Consider the following 16534-nt stretch of genomic DNA (forward strand, 5'->3'; position numbering starts at 1 on the left):
GATTACAGAAATTATGACTATTCCAATACCAACATACTTATTAAGTTCGGAGATTTTGCAAGAAATGGAAAAGATGTTAGAATGACCAAACCATTAAAATATCAATATATATTTCCAGAGCCAGACATGATTACCTCTGGAAGTATTATGTATTCTTCCCAGCAAAAAATAAAAGAAGTTATAGATAATAGAGGTATCATAGTTCAAGCTGAAGATATTAACGTAAAAAATAAAGGGAGATCGCGAGGCATTCATAAATGCTATTATTTTAGGAGCGATGATTGCATTTTTGTTAGATATATTCGTTAATCTTGTTATCAAGTGGAGAAAATCTCAACCTTAAAGAACACAAAGATAATATTTAATCGAATTGCCACTATTTCACTTAGATAAAAAAGAAAAGACAGCACTAATCTGCTGTCTTTTTCACAAATGCCTTCAAACGATAAAATCGGTCAATAGCCGGATTATAGAATGCATCCGGATAGTGCTATTTAATGTCATTGATATTCACATAGACTCTTATATCCATAGTGTATTCGGCTGACTTTTCAATAAGCCATTAAATTTAATTTAACCTAACAATGTTCATTTTTCAATTAAAAACTTATATTTGCAATGGTATAAAGAAATTATAATGAACATGAGCAAAAAATATTAAAAGAAGACTCCCAATAGTTGTGGTTAATGCTATAGAACCTATTGTTGAAAAATATCGTAATATTATTGCGTTTAAAGACAGAGATAACGCCTTACTACATATCATAGATAATGAAGATTTGAATTTCTATTTTACATAAAAAAACAGAGAAAACACATCAAGTGGATTTAAAAACAAAATAGAGTTGTCTCCATTAGATGATACAATAGGGATACATTCATTTTTATTAAACGAGCAACAATTATCCGATTATTTAACCAGTTGGTGTAAGCGAATAGAATTTTACCATAGAGAATCTATCTTGGATGATCCAATACTCAATGCTTATAACAAAGAGATTAAAGATGAATTTAATAAAATACAATTAATTGACGAAGACGCTAATTCAATTCCATTCAATATAAGCCAACAAAGGTTTTTGGTCTCTTTCCTAAAAGAAACGGATACCTTACTAGAAGAAAACAAATCTGATTTAGAAGAAATAGACTACAAAGATATCAGAAAAAGTATAACAAATACAATAAGATCAATTTCCAAAGAGACTAAACAACAAATCTTAAATCGAATAAGTGAAATTCTTGCTAAAAGTAGAAAATCAAGCTTTGAGTTTGGAGAGAAATGTGTCACATCATTCTTTAAAGCTATAGCGTCCGAGGCTGGTAAAGCTGTATTTAAGGCTGTGGCAGGTTGTTTATCGGGTACTACATGAAAAAGGCAGCTTATTCGGCTGCCTTGATTTGTTGTACTTCAAACTTCGATTCACGATGTAATGAGTCTACTACAGTTTCCGTTTGCCCAATCTTATCTATTACTGATTGACTAGTTTTTGATAAAGTAAAAAACCAATATAACATATATGGCTATTAAAACTATGCCAGCTATGCAACGACCAGTTTTTAAATATTGACCGCCAATTTATCCTCTGAATTAACAATGGCGAAATGAAAAATATAGAAGATGCAAAAAGTAATAACAATATTCCAAAGCCAATCGTATTAGCTATTAATTGATACAAATTCAAAGCTGTATTATTTATAAAAATATTCACAATACCAAAGAGGAAAGTGATAGCAGCTTGTAAAGATCGCTATTAAATCATAAGCTTTCTTATCAGAAGTTTTAATATCATTTTTTTATTTGAGTTATTCTTTTCTTTCTATTGACAAATCACAACGGAACCTTAAATACTCTTTCGTTCTATTAAATTGTTCCAACCGTTCTTTCAATGTGTTATAGTCAAATATACTTCGCATAAGCCGAAGGTACAAACAATTTAATAGATCCATTATCTACACAATACATAGACTCTTCAAATGGCAATTGAAAAGGGAAAAAACTGATGAGATCGACTCCACTCATAAGATTCTCTATATAAAATAATCACGCGACTAAGTTCTTCAAGTTTATCTTCTATTAACCTATCATCAAAATCTTCTTTTTCTATGTGAAGTTCAAATACATTTAGTGGATAGCTTCTATAGCCTTTTTCATATGGATGAAAATTTTTCCACTCCTGTTTTTTGCTTGTATATTCTCTATATGTCTAAGTTCTTCTTTTATTTGCCTTTAGACTAGGTTCACATTTTTGTGTATAAAACGAAAAACGGCAATTATGCAAAAAATTCAGCACCGAATTTAATGAAAATTTATTATATTCTTCTATCAAATTGCCAGGATTTATAAACTCTCTCGAATTTCGTTTTATCTGATAAATATCCGAAAACTTTCCAAGAACAAAGTCCATCTTAACAATATCAGACTTGTTAGCAAGATTCTGTTTATAGTATTTCATCAACAAAACAAATGATTTTAGTTCAGGATTTATCCCACTAATATCCTCCAAAAGTTCATTTGCTTTTGATTCAGAATCACATTCTTTTGCAATAAATCCATCATAATACCCAACATCTAAATCTTTAGGATTTATGCATATAGCACTTGATTCAGTATTAATATAAAAAGGAGATTCTTTAATATTGTATATTATAAAATGGCATTTGTGGAGCAATACAGCTAAAAACAGACCTTCTTTCAGAGCTACCTTCAGAGATGCATTCCTTCAATCTATCTCTACTTATAAGGAGATTATGAAATTCATCTTCACCAATGGGGAAACCGGTAATCAAACAAACATAAAGGAATTGTTATCTCTGAAAATAATTTAAGAATTTTGTCGGTCGACTTAATATTTTTCAATTTGTAGAAACCATATTTGTATTGGTTTCCCTCAGTATTAAATTTATTTTTCGAAATTGTTACAAAATAATTATAATGTTGCAATGCATTATAGATTGAGTAATTCAAATCTCTATATCGTGATAGTAACCTGTCAACCCTTTCACTTCCAGACTCCGAAAGTGATGGAGGAGCATATTCCACTGTCGTCCTTGGCTAGAAAGTTATTTAATACATCAAGGAAATTAGGAACATTAATATATTCCCCACTAATAATTGACCTACTTAACAGTATAAAACATGTCTCAAAAAAAAATTCAATTTGAGCACTTTATCAAAAAAGACAGATTCCTCCTCGCTACTATTGGGAAGCCAAGATTCTGGGAACTCCTCTATGAATTGATTATAACATTGCTCTAATATAAAACTCATCCTTTATTTATTCAAAGTATTTATTCCTATCGTTCCTAATCGATTCTATAGTCATTTTGTAACTTGACATTTCCATTAACCTAGCAAAAGCTATGGATTGTCTCCAACTTTCCCATTTATGTGTAATCTCCACCAAAGAAAAGCATTTAATAATATAAGATATTTATTTTTCTCTTTTAAGGTATCAACAGCATCCTTTATCCGAGTGTAATCTTCTATTTTATAAGGTAATATCGCATTTTCCTTTTTAACAACAGATCTTTCTGTTACAATATAAGATGGTAATCTTTTATCTTGAATAGCATTATATATATCACTCTCTACTGGCCCATAAGGCAATGCATGAAAATTATTAAAAACATCTAATAAATCACTTGCTCCTTCCCTCTTTGGTGCGGCAGTTAAAAACAAAAGTTTGAGTACGGATAACTTTGAACAGTTTCTGAAAATTCATGAATTCTTTACCCTCTTCTTTATACCATTGTTCAAAGAGAGACAACATATAATCAAAGGCAAATATTTTATCCATAATAAAGACTGTATTAGTTCGTTATTGTAATGCTTATACTATAGTTTTAGTTTGCAAATAAAGCAATTATTCTTTCTTGTTCTATTTTTTTGTTAACATTCTTAAGCAAATACTAACATCGGCAACTATTAAACATACATACTTGAATCTACCATTGCCATAAATTATAGCTTACTCCAGTACCTATATAAAATCCTCTGGGATAGCCATAACCAACCTGTAGTCCCAATCCCCATCTACGCTTATCTTTCACTTTGACGGTGTGGTATATATCATTCGTCACCGTCTGATATACAGTCTTCGGAAATATCTGCAAACTATCTAACCTCGGCCGATATCCGCTCACCCATGCCCGGTAAAGACTATCCTCGTAATAAGCCTGCTCACGATGAACAACAGTGTCGCCGATACGCATAGTATCTGTTAACCGGAAGACCACTAAGGGGCCATAGGTGGCGAAATAAGTAAGGTCTCGATCTGGACTACCGTATTTACCTTTGTCTCGGTACGTATTTCTACCGGGAGAGGCTCTTGCGGGCGGAACCAGGCAACCACACAAACCACTGCCAGCAATATAACTAATATCCAAGGCAACTTTTTCATGGCCGTACAACTACATTACGGAGAAAGTTAGAGAACTCACTACGTACATCAAAGCAAGGACACGCCTTAATATACTCTGCTAGCTCAACTTCGCCGCTACCATCAAGGTCTGGCGAAGTGTCCCGGTGACCAAGAAGCTCAATAATCTGGTATTCCTTACAAAGTTTGGCAACCAGTTCTCGAAGTGCGGCCTTTTGTTCAGGCGTCCGGGTATCGGTTGGTTTCCCGTTTGCATCCAGACCACCCAATATAACAGATACCAACCGAATGTTTGTTGTATGACACATTCGAGAATCCTTTAGTATTACAATGCGCCCCGTCGACAGAGAGAGGGCGTCCAGTCTCCACAGTCCCATCAAGGTCAATCACAAAGTTATAACCAATCTGATTAAAACCACGCGCCCGGTGCATCTGATCAATGTCTTTGGCCCGTAGGTCCTGCCCGGCACGTGTGGCCGAGCAATGGATGATAATTGCATCAATTGTTCTCATTTCTGTACCTCCTTTATTTTTTCAATTAATTCTAAAGCATCCTTCTCCGATGCACACTTTACGATATTGGCTATCACACCAGGCAACTCTGCCGCATGGCTCCGCTTTCTCTTATTATGTTCCCATACGCTCCGAAACTCAATAATCAAAACTCCAACTGTGATGATAATTGTCATATATGGTAAAATGTACCAAGTGAATAGTAAGCCAAGCGTATCAAACATCAACCCAAATAACATCATACGCCAATAGTCACCAGCTTTGGCAAAGGTCCTGCGGAAACCTTTGCTGTTGATTGGCTCTTTCAAGACACGAGCAGTCTGCACACCATCCCACATGTCGATCAATACAGAGATAAACATTACCAGCCAGCACATCAATGTAACACCAATATGCCGGTAGAAATTAGTCAAGTCTAAAGAGTGTAGAAAATTCCAAATTTCTTCCATTTTTGTCACTTTTGAAATATAAATATTAATACTAATTTTGCATCACTCACAGTAGTTATTAAACTACAAAATCCCGATCCAGCTTGTGAAAGTAGGACGGGATTTATTAAACAAAAAGCCCATCAACAACACCTAATACGGGCTGTCAATGGGCATAATCGTATATCGCAAAGGTACTAATTATCTTCTAATTTACAAGACTTTTCCTCCATTCTTATAAGATGATTATTAAGGGTTACCAAGTGGCATTTAAGTTTGCGGCAGATAGCAGCCTTTGACTTTCCTTCAGCAAGCATCTTATCAATAAGTTCCGCTTTCTTATCAAGCTTATAGTGAGTGTTTTTTTCACCAGCTTGCCGGCCTAACTTCTTTCCGGAAGCTTTACGCCAGGCCAGTGCTTCTTTAGTTCGTTGGCTAATTAGGTCGCGTTCGATCTGAGCTGACAGTCCGAAAGCAAAAGCGAGTACCTGACTGTTGATATTATTACCAAGCTCATACTTCTCTTTTACAGTCAACACAAAGGTTTCCTTCGTCATGCAAAGATTGAGCATCGACATAATACTCATCAAGTTTCTACCCAAGCGGCTGATTTCAGAGATAACCAAAGTATCCCCTTTCTTCATTTTCCTAAGTAGTGGACCAAGACGACGTTCTTTCGCAGACTTGGTTCCCGTCACCTGTTCTGATACCCATAAATCTATTTTTTAAACCTTTCGATTCTGCGAATTTTTCAATCTCGAAACGCTGATTCTCTTTAATCTGTTTATCGGTTGAGATTCGAATGTATGCGTAAATCATTTTTGCCTGTGAAGATAGTGATATCATACAGGGTAAACAAACAATGAATCAAACGTCCGTTAAAAGTGAATAGGATATGAAACTGAATGAAGCGACAAAGGTGAATACTATCAATAATGAGTATATCACCTTACTGGATGCCTCCGGTAATCCTTTACTGATTAATAAATCAGATTTATCTAAGGCTATAAAAAGTCTGATGTTTCCTTCTTGGCAGGTTTACATTAGCTCCAGACGAAGAATATGATTTAAAAGTCTCCCATTACGGATTATATATAGTAAGGTCAGGAGATTTAGGCTCAACAGGCTTATTCGTTATTGGTGCAAGACCTGGAGCTGCAATACTCGGATATGATGATTATATATTTTCTTCCGACTTTAATTCTACAGGTAAAATAGTTCTGAGTAAGAAGATACTTAACGGAACTATATTTTTGAAAAATACAAGGGGAAACAATACGAATGTATTCGTAATGCAAATTACAAACTATTTATAGGGGCATTATGCCCCTATAATTATGTAACGTCAATATACGTTGCAGCATCAACTTCATCCTGATTGGCAGCAGTAAAAGAAATACCATCCGAGGAAGATTGGAAAGTATTTAGAATTTTAGCATACACGCCAACGGTATACTGTATTCGTTCCAATATAACTTTAAAAGCTCCAGTATTTTCGTCAGCCCATAACTTAAATTTGGGGACATTAGAGGAAGAAGACCCGCCTATACGGTTTAAAACTATAGTAGGTCTTTTCAGACTCTCAGAGGCCCTATTAATGGACATTAGATAATGACTCATGACACCTCCACCAGATGCGGCTACGGATATTAAGAGGCTTGTGGATTTTGGATTTGTAGAAACCTCAGGTTCGAATATTATCAATGAATTGGAAGCACTCAATCTCTTTTCCATTCTCACTTCATTGGCGGGTTTTAGTCCATTTTTCTCAGTTGTAGCTTCGCTCATTACATTACGAATGGCTTCGGCAAGATTATTCTTGCTGATTCGTACCGGTAGCCCATTACTATCTGTAAGTAGCACAAACTCGCTGCCTATAGTGTTCACTTGGGTGGTTTCGTTTAATTTTCCCATACCTATTCACTTTTAACGGACGTATTTTTATCACTGAATTTTACCCTCAAAACTGTCGGCATAATTCAGAGTAAAAATACATGAATTTGTATGTCCGTTAAAAGTATATGGTATGAAGGAAAATGAGTTAAGTAGTGGTGTACCTACCAAGATACGAGGAATAGACGCTAATGGTAATAGTATAGTGTCAACTCCAAGTGAGTTAATGACTGCATTAGAAAGCATAGGAATGTTTAAACGGATTTTCTTTCCTTTTGGAACTGGTGCCCGATGGCTCAAAATAATGGAAATAAAGCGTGGTATGAATTGCTCGTTTCTGTTAAATATGATATGTTATACTAATCAACCGGCAAGTATAATTGTGGGATATGCAGTTAATTATGATGATCAGATCATGCATTCTGATTTTAAGCAACTTATAGGGAAAGCCGGTGAATTGTATAATCCCAATGTAAAATACAGAAATGAGAATGGAACAATATCCATATGGGCCAAAGATTCCTGCGTTAGTAGTAAGGCATCATGTATAACCATCTTACATGGTAATGCAGAATTTCCGATGATTATTGAAACACCACCGGAAGATGCAATACAGCCTATATGGTAAAGATTTTTATTACATACTTTCATCTTACATCTGCCTCTGGAATATTATCCATTCTGTCGTCCGTTAAAAGTGAATAGGTATGAAAGAGAACGAGATAGCCAGCGGTGTTGCAATAAAGGTGCGAGGCTTAGATACAAACGGCAATAGTATTGTGACAAGTCCTCAGCAAATTGTAGACAATACCAGTTGTCTGCAACTGAAGCAGCTATATGGTACTTATGCTGAGTCATATTACTGCAAGATCGCAACAATGACCCTATCTGGCAGTACAGAAGGCAACCTTGATAATATTGTTTTGGAAATAATCGGAGGTAACGCATACACTGTGCCTAATAGTTTATTATACTTATCGCTGGTATGCCATAGAGAGACGGTAAAGGCCAGCAAGAATAGCATAATAGGTACTTTGAGTATTGGTTATGTCAAAAACGATACTTCGATAGATATATGGGTAAAAACAGCTTCATATTCTAATTCAATTTATGTCTCTATTCTTGGCAGACAAGATCGAAATGCCCTTATAAAAAACGTATATCAAAAGGATGTGCCAGAAGGATATATAGAGATTAATTAATAGGGGCACAATGCCCCTATACTTTAATCAATCCCTCAGGGACTTCATTATTCGTTTCCAACTTAATTATTCCCCCATGATTATCAATAACAGATAAATTGAGCGATCCACCGGAACTCGATTCATATCCCCATACTTCCCGTGTCTCATTTACGTCTCTGTAATACAATCTAAAAGTTGTATTAGCCCCTTGTACATTGATTAATTCCGGTAAGTAACCCTTTCGACAAGATATCATTCCAAGAGGTAACTTTCCTAGAGGACTACCGCTTGCTATAAGAAACTGGCAATTAGCATAATAAACCGTTAAGTTACATAGGTGAATATATTTTTCTGCTAAATAATATTGCATACTTCGTTTAAACAGGTCAACGGATGCCAATCCCTTTTGTTCCTTTGTAGCTTCAGACATTACCAACCTAATTACTTCAGCAAGGTCAGCTCTATTTATACGTACTGGATTACCATTAGGATCTATTAAGGCGATATATTCACTATTGATACTATTTACCTGTGTACTTTCATTTAATTTCATACCATTCACTTTTAACGGACGATAGGTATGAAGCAATTAGGGGATATTTAAGCTTCCACTTTTTAGAATGTAAATTCTTTGACATAGTATTCCGCATCCGGTTCTTCTGAAACTTCTACCGGTGTCTGAAAAGTAAATCCAATATTATTGCTGTAAGCAAAGTCTATATCGTTCTTTCCATTCGAACAGATATAAATGTCAAGCATTCCATTTTCTGTAGTCGAACTTTTGTATAGTAATCGCACTTTACTAATACATTTACTGGAGACTCCTAATTGAACAACGTTCTGCAATTTGCTGTAGCCATCTAACGCAATGTAGAATAATTGGGAACAAGGAGCATTATTCGTATATCGACTTCCTACATTGAGCAATACTGAGCTTGCCATATAACATCTACGACTTATAGCGATTCTATACCACTTGCCATTAAGAGCACCTGCCATAGAGAATGTACCGCATCCTCCTGACTTTGCAATTTCTTTAGGGGTGGTCACTATACTGTTGCCATTAGCGTCTATTCCTCGCACCTTAGTAGCTGTACCATTATTCAATTCATTCTCTTTCATACCATTCAGTTTTAACGGACGTCTAAATTATATCAAAAAACGCCCAAATTCAACATTTAATTTTTAATCTCGTTTTGTTTAATTTTATTCCAATTAAGAAGTGGGATAACTTTTTGTAACTACCCCATCTCTTAAAAAAGTAATCCCAGATATAGGACTTATCGTCATATCATAAAAGACATCTATTCCCTTAGCCCTAAGAGCTATTGATCCGGGAGAAACGTCGGCTAAAGCTGTTACGACACCAGAAGACATAATCCTTTGCATACGTAGCCTTGGTATACTTGTTATCTCTCCGTTCCATTCTGAATCCATGAATGACATAGTCAGAACCTCCTGCTCGGACTGATTATACATTTTGATGGAATTTGTTTCAGGATCAATTACAACACGCTTACCGTTAAACGAAGTTTCGATACGACCAACGATTTCAATATCACCGTTTTTCCTTTTATTTTGAAACTATTGTTTGGAGAGCGGATATTCTTGAAAACACCTCCATTCACTTCGACATTATTACCCTTAAACAAACCAATGGCAAAATCCAGAAGAAGATTAGGAGTAAAAGTTCCCATATAGAACTCTTTATAATTCGAAGTCGAATTACCGTCAGCATCAACACCTTGTTGTGAGAACATATAATCTCCTGAAAAGACAGCACTCGCCAATTTTGCGAAGTTAGCCATCAATATTTCTACATAAATAGCCTTATAACTTTCAAAAGGTATCCAAGTGGCTTTGGTGCCATTGACTGCATAATCCTTTTGAGGATTATTAATATTTGATGGAACACCATGACCGATCCAGGTGGTAATCTGATTCATCACATAATAGATACCATTATATAGTACATAAGGGGCGACCATATCCGTACATATATAATCCGTATGTAAGTCGTATTCACCTGCCGGATAAGGAAGCTGGCCACGAGAACCTTTTGCACCATCCTCAGGAGCTGCTGTAACATTAAAGGTTGATGCTACTATCTGTTTCTTTTGCCATAAGATTTAAGATTTAGTTCCTTGTACATAGCCGGTAATATTACCCCCTGCACCCTTCACATCGGTATAGGTAAGTTTACATCCGGTTGTGGTAGGCGCATTGGCCGGAGTAAAAGCGGTACCGTCAGCTTTCGTAAAAGTAGTCTTGAATGTAAAGCCGGTTACTTCTTCACCTGTACCAGTCTTCTTAACCTTATATGTCGCAGTTACCTCACTGGTAGCACCGCTGCTGGTAAGAAACGTAGGCCCACTGAAATTAACAGCCAAGAATAACGGATCAGTTTCATCACTCACTTCACCGATTGCAATAGCAAACCACCTCACCACTGATAATAAATTCAGCTCTTATACTTAGCTTGGAATCGATATCATCAGCCACTAATGAAACACTGTTAGCGGTTGACCATGCTGTGGTGGAAGGCATCTTATACCATTTCAGGGAGTAGTTACTTTGGGGAACTAATGAACCGCCTTTATAGAGTTCCTGATCCACTTTAACGGTAGCTGTATCACCATCAATAATACCACCATCGGAAGGATAAAGGAAACCGTAATAGGCAGAATTACTAAATTCTGAGATGGCAAGAGGTATCTCAGAAGTGTAGCCAAGATTATGCCCGGAAGCCTCAATCTCACCATCCATGCGGATAGTATCTGCATCCATGTTAGAAGCGGAAGCAAGATTTCCTACGATCTTCAGAGCCGGTACATTCACGGAGCCATTATTGTAAGTAGTGGTTTGCATCTTACCGGCTACGGCAGCCGGAGCGGTAGCTAACCCGGAAGCGTTGAATGTTATAAGTGTATTGTTATAATACCATTTCTCGGAACCAGAAAACAATCGACTTGATCACATTCTCATTGCCTGAGCGCATGACCGGATAGATGATAGGTTGATTAGCCGCTACACTCCAGTCCGGTACGCACTTACCCGTATCCTTCTGAATACATCTGTACAAGCGGCTTCGTAGATCGAATATTCCCCTGTGCACTATCACCATCAATAATCATACCGATATAAAAAAGAACCCGCAACATCACTCATCCTGTACCTCCTCTCCGTTAATTGAGTTATCTTCCGCCACAGGTTCTTTATCACTGTCCTGAACCGGCAAAGAAAATCCTCAGCAGGTAATTCACTATTGTTTTCATTCTGTACCTCCTCTCCAATTTTATTTCCACCGGCTTCGATTAGCTTGGCGGCTTCCTGTTCAGTAAGAACCTGCCCGGCAATGCCTTTCACATATTCTTCCGGCTCGAACCTGACCATGCGCAGATCACTTTCGTTAATGATAAACTCCCCGTCAGCAGTCCGATGGCGGACATCAATCACACCGGCACGACGGGGCGATATCGGCGGACACTTTTAAATACTTCATTTCTCTCATACCCATATAAATTAAATTGTTAGCCTCTGGCTATTATTACTTCATTGGCGCCTGTACGGATGGGATCACCACTCTTGGTAGTAAGCACCGTATAAGGGCCTATCTCGTAGACTTCAGGATAAACAGACATCTGCAGGCCACCACTCAGGCGTAAGCTGCCGGCTGTAACCGATATCGAACTACCGTGTCCGATTTTCCGTAGCAGTCGCACCCGCAGCAGACGACTTCTTAAACCACTTCACAAAAAAAGTATTTATTGATCTGGTCCGTTGTCAGCTCCTCTTTATTCGTCAGTATCTTCACATAAAAAGTCATGTTGGCCATTCCCTGACGAATGGTATTGCCATTCGGACTATAGACAAATGCCTTAATCGGAGGAATCTTATAAACTATGGCCGTCTCAGCCATCAAAGTATCATCCGTAGGAGCTGACGGCTTGGTTCCGGTATAATAAGCCGCCGCGCGGCAGCGGATAACGCTCATATATGTATTGTCAGCATCAATACGCAAAGTATTTGGTACCCTGACCGGATACATATTCAATATTCAGGTCAGAAGAGTTGATAAGGGTTTTCCTCTCCGTTCTCGACTTTGTACCACCAATATGCTACATTGGCATCCGCTACCGTCTCGCTGCCCATTTTCAATACAGCAAGTGATATCTATGTATTGGTTATCCTTCAAAGGATTATAGGTTATCTTGGGCAGGTTGGTTAACACTCAATGAAAGCTGGTCATCACTCTTCTGTATAGAGTTCAGAGTGAATGTATCGGTATATACCAACGTGTTTTTATTTCTGGAATCCACATAGGTAAGCCCGGCAAAGAATCTGCACAGGAGTAGTTGGCGAAACATTCTTCTTCACAAGCAATGTTCCGTCAGCATTCAGTGTATAATTGCTATTCTCCGAGGTAATCTGAGTGCTCTCACTGTTTTCATACCAGGTGACAGTCAGCTGACTACTTTTATCCCCATTACTGATAATCTTATCCGGATCGACAATACTGAGGAATGCCTTTAGCTTCATCGGGGTAATGGTTTCGATTCGGGATGAAGGTGTTAGCATTCGTGTAATAAAACTGTGTCTTACTACCTCCACCATCTATTACAATACAAAAACTCGCCTTCAGAGGCGTATAAACTGGTTCTGACCGGCTGCGGTTGAAACCGCGGTTTTAATTTTCATACAATTATGCTATTTTCGATATTTAATACTCTCAATACCGTCACGGACGTATGCCGTACAGGTGAATTTCACTTTTCTTGTAGCACCCCAATTGGAAGGCATGTCCTCGTTTGTCAGGTGCAGTACCCGCCCGTTATTGGCGTGAGCGACCGACCAGGCATTATCTTCCGTCACCTGACCACTATCACGAGTCCATGACCAGTCACCGGGCAAACACATCCGCAGAGATATCATTATAGCCCCAATAGACAATAGGGGTAAATTCCGCATTGACCTTACCGGCAAAAGAAGTTATAACCGTTACTGGATGAGAATTCAAGGGTTAGTTCTGAGTTACCTTCAATCTGCGCCCAGTCGGTTGCATTCCATTTGGGTTCTTGAAGTGTGCCGGTAGACAGACACATCCATTTACAGCCGACATGATAGACCGCATCATAAACTGTGTCTGTAGACTGATAGGGATTGTTCACAGCATCCTCAGATGACCACGGACCCCGATTATTCTCAGAACGAACTGGTGTACCCTGATAGTCTATACGCAATAAGTCCTGTATAGCGATACCACGACAATAGATATAGCTATGTCGGTAGTTTATAGGCAGGTTGTCAAATAGTGACAACTGCTTTAACTTGCCTATAATGATGGCATAGTTATTCTCTTTTCCAGTATAGGTTTTCGTTACTCCATCGAGCATACAGATACACTTTCTCACGGGAAGATAGGTACCAATATGCCTGACGATCTTCGTTCACCGGATTACCACGATGAGATAATATCATTAGCGGCTCCGGCGGGTAGTTTTTGCCTCCTGGAACTTCATCGTCCGGATACATGACCGCAGTGATGGTATTAGATACTGTATTCACGTTTAAGGACACGCAGCCAGGAAGTATAGTAATCTCCGGTACCTGAAGCAAGATTATTCCACCATGCCGTAAAACTACATCATTCTCGTCCAAGGCTGTGAAATCATTCTCCCAAACGTTTACGAAGCGGTAAAACGATAGGTACCATCTTCTAATAGTTCGACACTCTCAATCGTGCCAGATTCGGAAAAATGAATAATCACTTTCCATAGCTGAAAGGCGATTAAAAAATTATCTCCAAAAACGGTCAGCGATGACCGCAACTCCATGCGGTCAGCCTGGTATCCTCCCTTTATTATCCGCGATTATGCCCTTGCCCGCAGTTAGTGAGTCTATGGCTTCGCCAACCTCTAGTCCTCCTAATAACCTCAATAGGTAATTAGTGAAATCTAGTTTATCTTTACGAAGAAACATTGATAACGAACGCAATGCCGAGAACACATTGCTGTCAGTTGCAGGAGTGGAGTCATTCCTTCTTATCAACATATTACACCACTACCGCTTCCAACCTGTAATAAACCCTGTCCTTTGAGAGTGAGATTTTTCCCAACCTTGTCCTCTAGTTCCCCGATGCGGGAATAGGCAGCAGTTTCCCCGACAGTATATACGGGGGAATCATAAGGCTTATCAAGGTTGAATTCGAAACCCGATAACCCCTCGACAGCCTTCCGTTTTTCGAAAATAGGCTTTGTTTATGAGGTTCACCCTTTGACCGATACCGTAGAGATTATGCATTCCATCCTCGCTGTATGCGTTATCGGACATCATCGTGCAGTTGTAGGTGTTCGGGTCTATCTTAGATTTGGCAATGTACTTTTCAGCCTCTTCCTTCAGTTCCCGTTCGGCAGCGGATACAAGTCCTAATTTCTGTTATTTTGGTTGAATCCCAACCTGACAAAAACGTAGGTATCGCCGTCTTCGGGGATGAGGCACCTCATCGGGTAACGGGCGACCGTAATCCTCGTTTCGGACAATTTCCCAAAGCTGTTCATCCTTACCGTCGGGATCAAAGGTTACAGCGAAACCACCATACCGTTCAATTTACCCGACTGGAAGATGATTGTCAATTCCTCACCGGGGAGGATATAATCTTTGGAGAAAGTTATCCCTGTGTCCTTGAAACGGTAAGCGTCCCACTTCTTTTCGGTAGTCGTTCCATCAGCATTCTCAATGGTTTCGGTATATTCCTTGGTAGTGATGTCCGACATAGTTCCAACTCTCCGGGGATAGACTTCATCGAAGATAACCACTTGCTCGATAGCTTCCTCTGTACTCATTTTCGGATAAGCATCTATGTACGGAGTTCCTTCGGGTAGCATCAATCTTTTTTGCACCACACCATTTACCACCACCGCTTCGTCAACGGGACGGTAGTTGGCAGGAATGTTCCTTGTCGAGCCGAAAGTATAGATACGGGTGGCATAGGTTGACTGGGATTCGGAGCGTGACATTTCCCCCACGTTCTTAGCGATTTCCATATTCACGTAGTCGCCAAACTCGCATTTACCGAAGTGGATAATATTGTCTGTCATCCAGCACTCGCAATCCCATTTCTTCGCCATTTCAAAACAGGCATCTAAGATATTGGTGTTATCATAAGTCATTAACAGAGACTTGTTCTCGACCGTACTGTCAATGGAAAAATCAAAATCCTGTCCTTTGTAAGTATAACCAAGAGCTTTCAAGTTTCTCAGGACTATACTTGCTTGTACGTTGAGTGGAGCAGTCAGACTCCAGGACGCTTCCTGCCCAGATGTCTCCGGGGTATATTTGAAGATTTTATTTTTCCATTTCCAGTAGTGAGCATCAAGTCTTAGTTCATAATCATAGCCTGCGTTATCGGTATTGAAGGTAGGACTCTGCAAATCGCACACTTCAAATAGTCCAAAGTCGCATTCAACGTAAGTTCCGAGCTTGAAGTATATGGGATTCTCCAAAGAGAATTTCAAAAGTATGTAATCCTCTTTTTGGAGCGTAAGCTTCCGCTTGCAACCTTCGTTGGGAGGGGTTGAAAGAAGAATGGCACTGGATATGTCTTTTGATATCTATCATACCTCAAAGGTCGGAAATAAAAGAAAGAAGCCCTAACTTTTAGGGCTTCCTGTTGTGACATTAGAAATAAGGTCACAAATTAAGTTCTATTTGCCGGATTCGGCTCCGAAAATTTACTTGAAATCTTACCAAAAGTCCTATCTAAGCTCTGAGCATAAGTGACACTCTTGCCAGTATAAATAAGATGGTAAACCTCGCTACTATTGGTTGGGACTTGAATATCAACCGCACCTTTATACAGTTCATCAAAGAAAGCTTTCTTCTTTGCTTGATAATCTGACTGAGAATTACCCTCGATAGTGAACGAAAGAGTTATTTCCCGCTCATCAACCTTAGGATTATTGATTATTACCCGTTTCCCATGTTCAAGTCGGCTTTTATTCTCAATAAAGTCTTTCATGGGGACGGCTGCCCCAATTACATCAAGAAACCCCTCTCCCATTCTTACACCCCATGTTGTGTAAGCATCCTTGTTGTTGATTAACAGCTCATTCATTAGTAAATCTGCCATAACTTATAA

22 protein-coding genes and 3 pseudogenes are annotated in these 16534 nt (G+C 38.5%); 5 read left to right on the forward strand and 20 right to left on the reverse strand.

All coding sequences use genetic code 11. From position 1 onward, the window contains the following. Together K429_RS30760 and K429_RS0128190 are read left to right on the forward strand one after the other, a co-directional pair. A partial coding sequence (locus K429_RS30760; protein WP_044097291.1) for a hypothetical protein occupies positions 1–309 on the forward strand: 309 nt, incomplete at its 5' end. Between the two features lie 536 nt (positions 310–845). Continuing rightward, positions 846–1370 carry a hypothetical protein gene (locus K429_RS0128190; RefSeq protein WP_029328909.1) on the forward strand — a complete coding sequence of 175 codons (525 nt, stop codon included), beginning with the start codon at positions 846–848 and terminating at the stop codon, positions 1368–1370. 1988 nt (positions 1371–3358) lie between these two features. Here the strand turns inward: K429_RS0128190 and K429_RS31115 are convergent. The 5 genes and pseudogenes from K429_RS31115 to K429_RS29315 form a co-directional block, all read right to left on the reverse strand. Beyond that, on the reverse strand, positions 3359–3679 hold the full coding sequence (locus K429_RS31115) for a SocA family protein (RefSeq protein ID WP_231501928.1): 321 nt from the start codon (positions 3677–3679) through the stop codon (positions 3359–3361). Positions 3680–3945: 266 nt separating this feature from the next. Next, positions 3946–4400, reverse strand: a pseudogene (locus K429_RS29305) (DUF6808 domain-containing protein). Next, positions 4397–4892, reverse strand: a pseudogene (locus tag K429_RS29310) (N-acetylmuramoyl-L-alanine amidase). The pseudogenes K429_RS29305 and K429_RS29310 overlap by 4 nt, the downstream one beginning before the upstream one ends. Then, complete coding sequence (locus K429_RS0128225) at positions 4889–5341, reverse strand: phage holin family protein (protein WP_029328197.1); 453 nt, start codon at positions 5339–5341, stop codon at positions 4889–4891. The pseudogene K429_RS29310 and the gene K429_RS0128225 overlap by 4 nt, the downstream one beginning before the upstream one ends. 176 nt (positions 5342–5517) lie before the next feature. Further along, a pseudogene (locus K429_RS29315) lies at positions 5518–6139 on the reverse strand (master DNA invertase Mpi family serine-type recombinase). A gap of 76 nt (positions 6140–6215) precedes the next feature. Between K429_RS29315 and K429_RS30555 the strand changes: the two are divergent. Next, a complete protein-coding gene (locus K429_RS30555) occupies positions 6216–6386 on the forward strand; it encodes a hypothetical protein (protein ID WP_155923497.1) in 171 nt (56 codons plus the stop codon). Positions 6387–6655: 269 nt separating this feature from the next. Here K429_RS30555 and K429_RS0128240 read toward each other — a convergent pair whose 3' ends face one another. Further along, positions 6656–7234 carry a hypothetical protein gene (locus K429_RS0128240; protein WP_029328193.1) on the reverse strand — a complete coding sequence of 193 codons (579 nt, stop codon included), beginning with the start codon at positions 7232–7234 and terminating at the stop codon, positions 6656–6658. Between the two features lie 112 nt (positions 7235–7346). On the opposite strand from K429_RS0128240, the gene K429_RS0128245 reads away from it, so the two are divergent. Further along, on the forward strand, positions 7347–7841 hold the full coding sequence (locus K429_RS0128245) for a hypothetical protein (RefSeq protein WP_029328189.1): 495 nt from the start codon (positions 7347–7349) through the stop codon (positions 7839–7841). 79 nt (positions 7842–7920) lie between these two features. Beyond that, the gene (locus K429_RS0128250) at positions 7921–8415 is read left to right on the forward strand and encodes a hypothetical protein (protein ID WP_029328192.1); all 495 of its coding nucleotides are present in this window, start codon (positions 7921–7923) and stop codon (positions 8413–8415) included. Positions 8416–8431: 16 nt separating this feature from the next. Here K429_RS0128250 and K429_RS0128255 read toward each other — a convergent pair whose 3' ends face one another. The 14 genes from K429_RS0128255 to K429_RS0128320 all read right to left on the reverse strand — a co-directional run bounded on the left by K429_RS0128255 (position 8432) and on the right by K429_RS0128320 (position 16510). Next, positions 8432–8950: a hypothetical protein gene (locus K429_RS0128255; RefSeq protein ID WP_029328191.1), complete on the reverse strand. Its 519-nt coding sequence runs from the start codon at positions 8948–8950 to the stop codon at positions 8432–8434. 62 nt (positions 8951–9012) lie between these two features. Beyond that, the gene (locus K429_RS0128260) at positions 9013–9519 is read right to left on the reverse strand and encodes a hypothetical protein (RefSeq protein WP_029328190.1); all 507 of its coding nucleotides are present in this window, start codon (positions 9517–9519) and stop codon (positions 9013–9015) included. 383 nt (positions 9520–9902) lie between these two features. Next, on the reverse strand, positions 9903–10385 hold the full coding sequence (locus K429_RS0128270) for a hypothetical protein (protein ID WP_029328913.1): 483 nt from the start codon (positions 10383–10385) through the stop codon (positions 9903–9905). Between the two features lie 141 nt (positions 10386–10526). Further along, positions 10527–10844, reverse strand: coding sequence for a hypothetical protein (locus K429_RS0128275; protein WP_029328914.1), 318 nt, complete (start codon positions 10842–10844; stop codon positions 10527–10529). Further along, positions 10816–11361 (reverse strand): hypothetical protein, encoded by a 546-nt coding sequence (locus tag K429_RS0128280; RefSeq protein WP_029328915.1) that lies wholly within the window; start codon positions 11359–11361, stop codon positions 10816–10818. Before K429_RS0128280 ends, K429_RS0128275 begins: the two co-directional genes overlap by 29 nt. A 159-nt stretch (positions 11362–11520) precedes the next feature. After that, complete coding sequence (locus K429_RS0128285) at positions 11521–11790, reverse strand: hypothetical protein (RefSeq protein ID WP_155923499.1); 270 nt, start codon at positions 11788–11790, stop codon at positions 11521–11523. 137 nt (positions 11791–11927) lie between these two features. Further along, the gene (locus K429_RS30560) at positions 11928–12119 is read right to left on the reverse strand and encodes a hypothetical protein (RefSeq protein WP_155923500.1); all 192 of its coding nucleotides are present in this window, start codon (positions 12117–12119) and stop codon (positions 11928–11930) included. A gap of 17 nt (positions 12120–12136) precedes the next feature. Further along, on the reverse strand, positions 12137–12391 hold the full coding sequence (locus K429_RS0128290; RefSeq protein WP_155923501.1) for a hypothetical protein: 255 nt from the start codon (positions 12389–12391) through the stop codon (positions 12137–12139). Between the two features lie 308 nt (positions 12392–12699). Beyond that, positions 12700–12936: a hypothetical protein gene (locus K429_RS0128295; RefSeq protein WP_029328918.1), complete on the reverse strand. Its 237-nt coding sequence runs from the start codon at positions 12934–12936 to the stop codon at positions 12700–12702. Between the two features lie 168 nt (positions 12937–13104). Continuing rightward, on the reverse strand, positions 13105–13329 hold the full coding sequence (locus K429_RS30565; RefSeq protein WP_155923503.1) for a hypothetical protein: 225 nt from the start codon (positions 13327–13329) through the stop codon (positions 13105–13107). 41 nt (positions 13330–13370) lie between these two features. Next, positions 13371–13790, reverse strand: a complete 420-nt coding sequence (locus K429_RS30570; RefSeq protein WP_029328920.1) for a hypothetical protein — start codon at positions 13788–13790, stop codon at positions 13371–13373. After that, positions 13747–14055 (reverse strand): hypothetical protein, encoded by a 309-nt coding sequence (locus K429_RS30765; RefSeq protein ID WP_197031259.1) that lies wholly within the window; start codon positions 14053–14055, stop codon positions 13747–13749. Before K429_RS30765 ends, K429_RS30570 begins: the two co-directional genes overlap by 44 nt. A gap of 920 nt (positions 14056–14975) precedes the next feature. Next, positions 14976–15911 carry a hypothetical protein gene (locus K429_RS31120; protein WP_029328921.1) on the reverse strand — a complete coding sequence of 312 codons (936 nt, stop codon included), beginning with the start codon at positions 15909–15911 and terminating at the stop codon, positions 14976–14978. 182 nt (positions 15912–16093) lie between these two features. After that, positions 16094–16510, reverse strand: a complete 417-nt coding sequence (locus K429_RS0128320) for a hypothetical protein (RefSeq protein WP_029328183.1) — start codon at positions 16508–16510, stop codon at positions 16094–16096. Positions 16511–16534 lie beyond the last annotated feature (24 nt).

It is taken from the genome of Bacteroides sp. 14(A) (assembly GCF_000526555.1).
In the GTDB taxonomy this organism is placed as follows: Bacteria; Bacteroidota; Bacteroidia; order Bacteroidales; family Bacteroidaceae; genus Bacteroides; species Bacteroides cellulosilyticus.

Coding starts and splice junctions, on each gene's coding strand:
- K429_RS0128245 (WP_029328189.1), top strand. CDS start 7,347: ATGAAGGAAAATGAGTTAAGTAGTGGTGTACCTACCAAGATACGAGGA.
- K429_RS0128250 (WP_029328192.1), top strand. CDS start 7,921: ATGAAAGAGAACGAGATAGCCAGCGGTGTTGCAATAAAGGTGCGAGGC.
- K429_RS0128260 (WP_029328190.1), bottom strand. CDS start 9,519: ATGAAAGAGAATGAATTGAATAATGGTACAGCTACTAAGGTGCGAGGA.
- K429_RS30555 (WP_155923497.1), top strand. CDS start 6,216: ATGAAACTGAATGAAGCGACAAAGGTGAATACTATCAATAATGAGTAT.
- K429_RS0128320 (WP_029328183.1), bottom strand. CDS start 16,510: ATGAATGAGCTGTTAATCAACAACAAGGATGCTTACACAACATGGGGT.
- K429_RS0128255 (WP_029328191.1), bottom strand. CDS start 8,950: ATGAAATTAAATGAAAGTACACAGGTAAATAGTATCAATAGTGAATAT.
- K429_RS0128290 (WP_155923501.1), bottom strand. CDS start 12,391: ATGAGCGTTATCCGCTGCCGCGCGGCGGCTTATTATACCGGAACCAAG.
- K429_RS0128225 (WP_029328197.1), bottom strand. CDS start 5,341: ATGGAAGAAATTTGGAATTTTCTACACTCTTTAGACTTGACTAATTTC.
- K429_RS30570 (WP_029328920.1), bottom strand. CDS start 13,790: ATGCTCGATGGAGTAACGAAAACCTATACTGGAAAAGAGAATAACTAT.
- K429_RS0128270 (WP_029328913.1), bottom strand. CDS start 10,385: ATGGTCGCCCCTTATGTACTATATAATGGTATCTATTATGTGATGAAT.
- K429_RS0128285 (WP_155923499.1), bottom strand. CDS start 11,790: ATGGTCAGGTTCGAGCCGGAAGAATATGTGAAAGGCATTGCCGGGCAG.
- K429_RS0128240 (WP_029328193.1), bottom strand. CDS start 7,234: ATGGGAAAATTAAACGAAACCACCCAAGTGAACACTATAGGCAGCGAG.
- K429_RS30565 (WP_155923503.1), bottom strand. CDS start 13,329: ATGATATCTCTGCGGATGTGTTTGCCCGGTGACTGGTCATGGACTCGT.
- K429_RS0128295 (WP_029328918.1), bottom strand. CDS start 12,936: ATGAAGCTAAAGGCATTCCTCAGTATTGTCGATCCGGATAAGATTATC.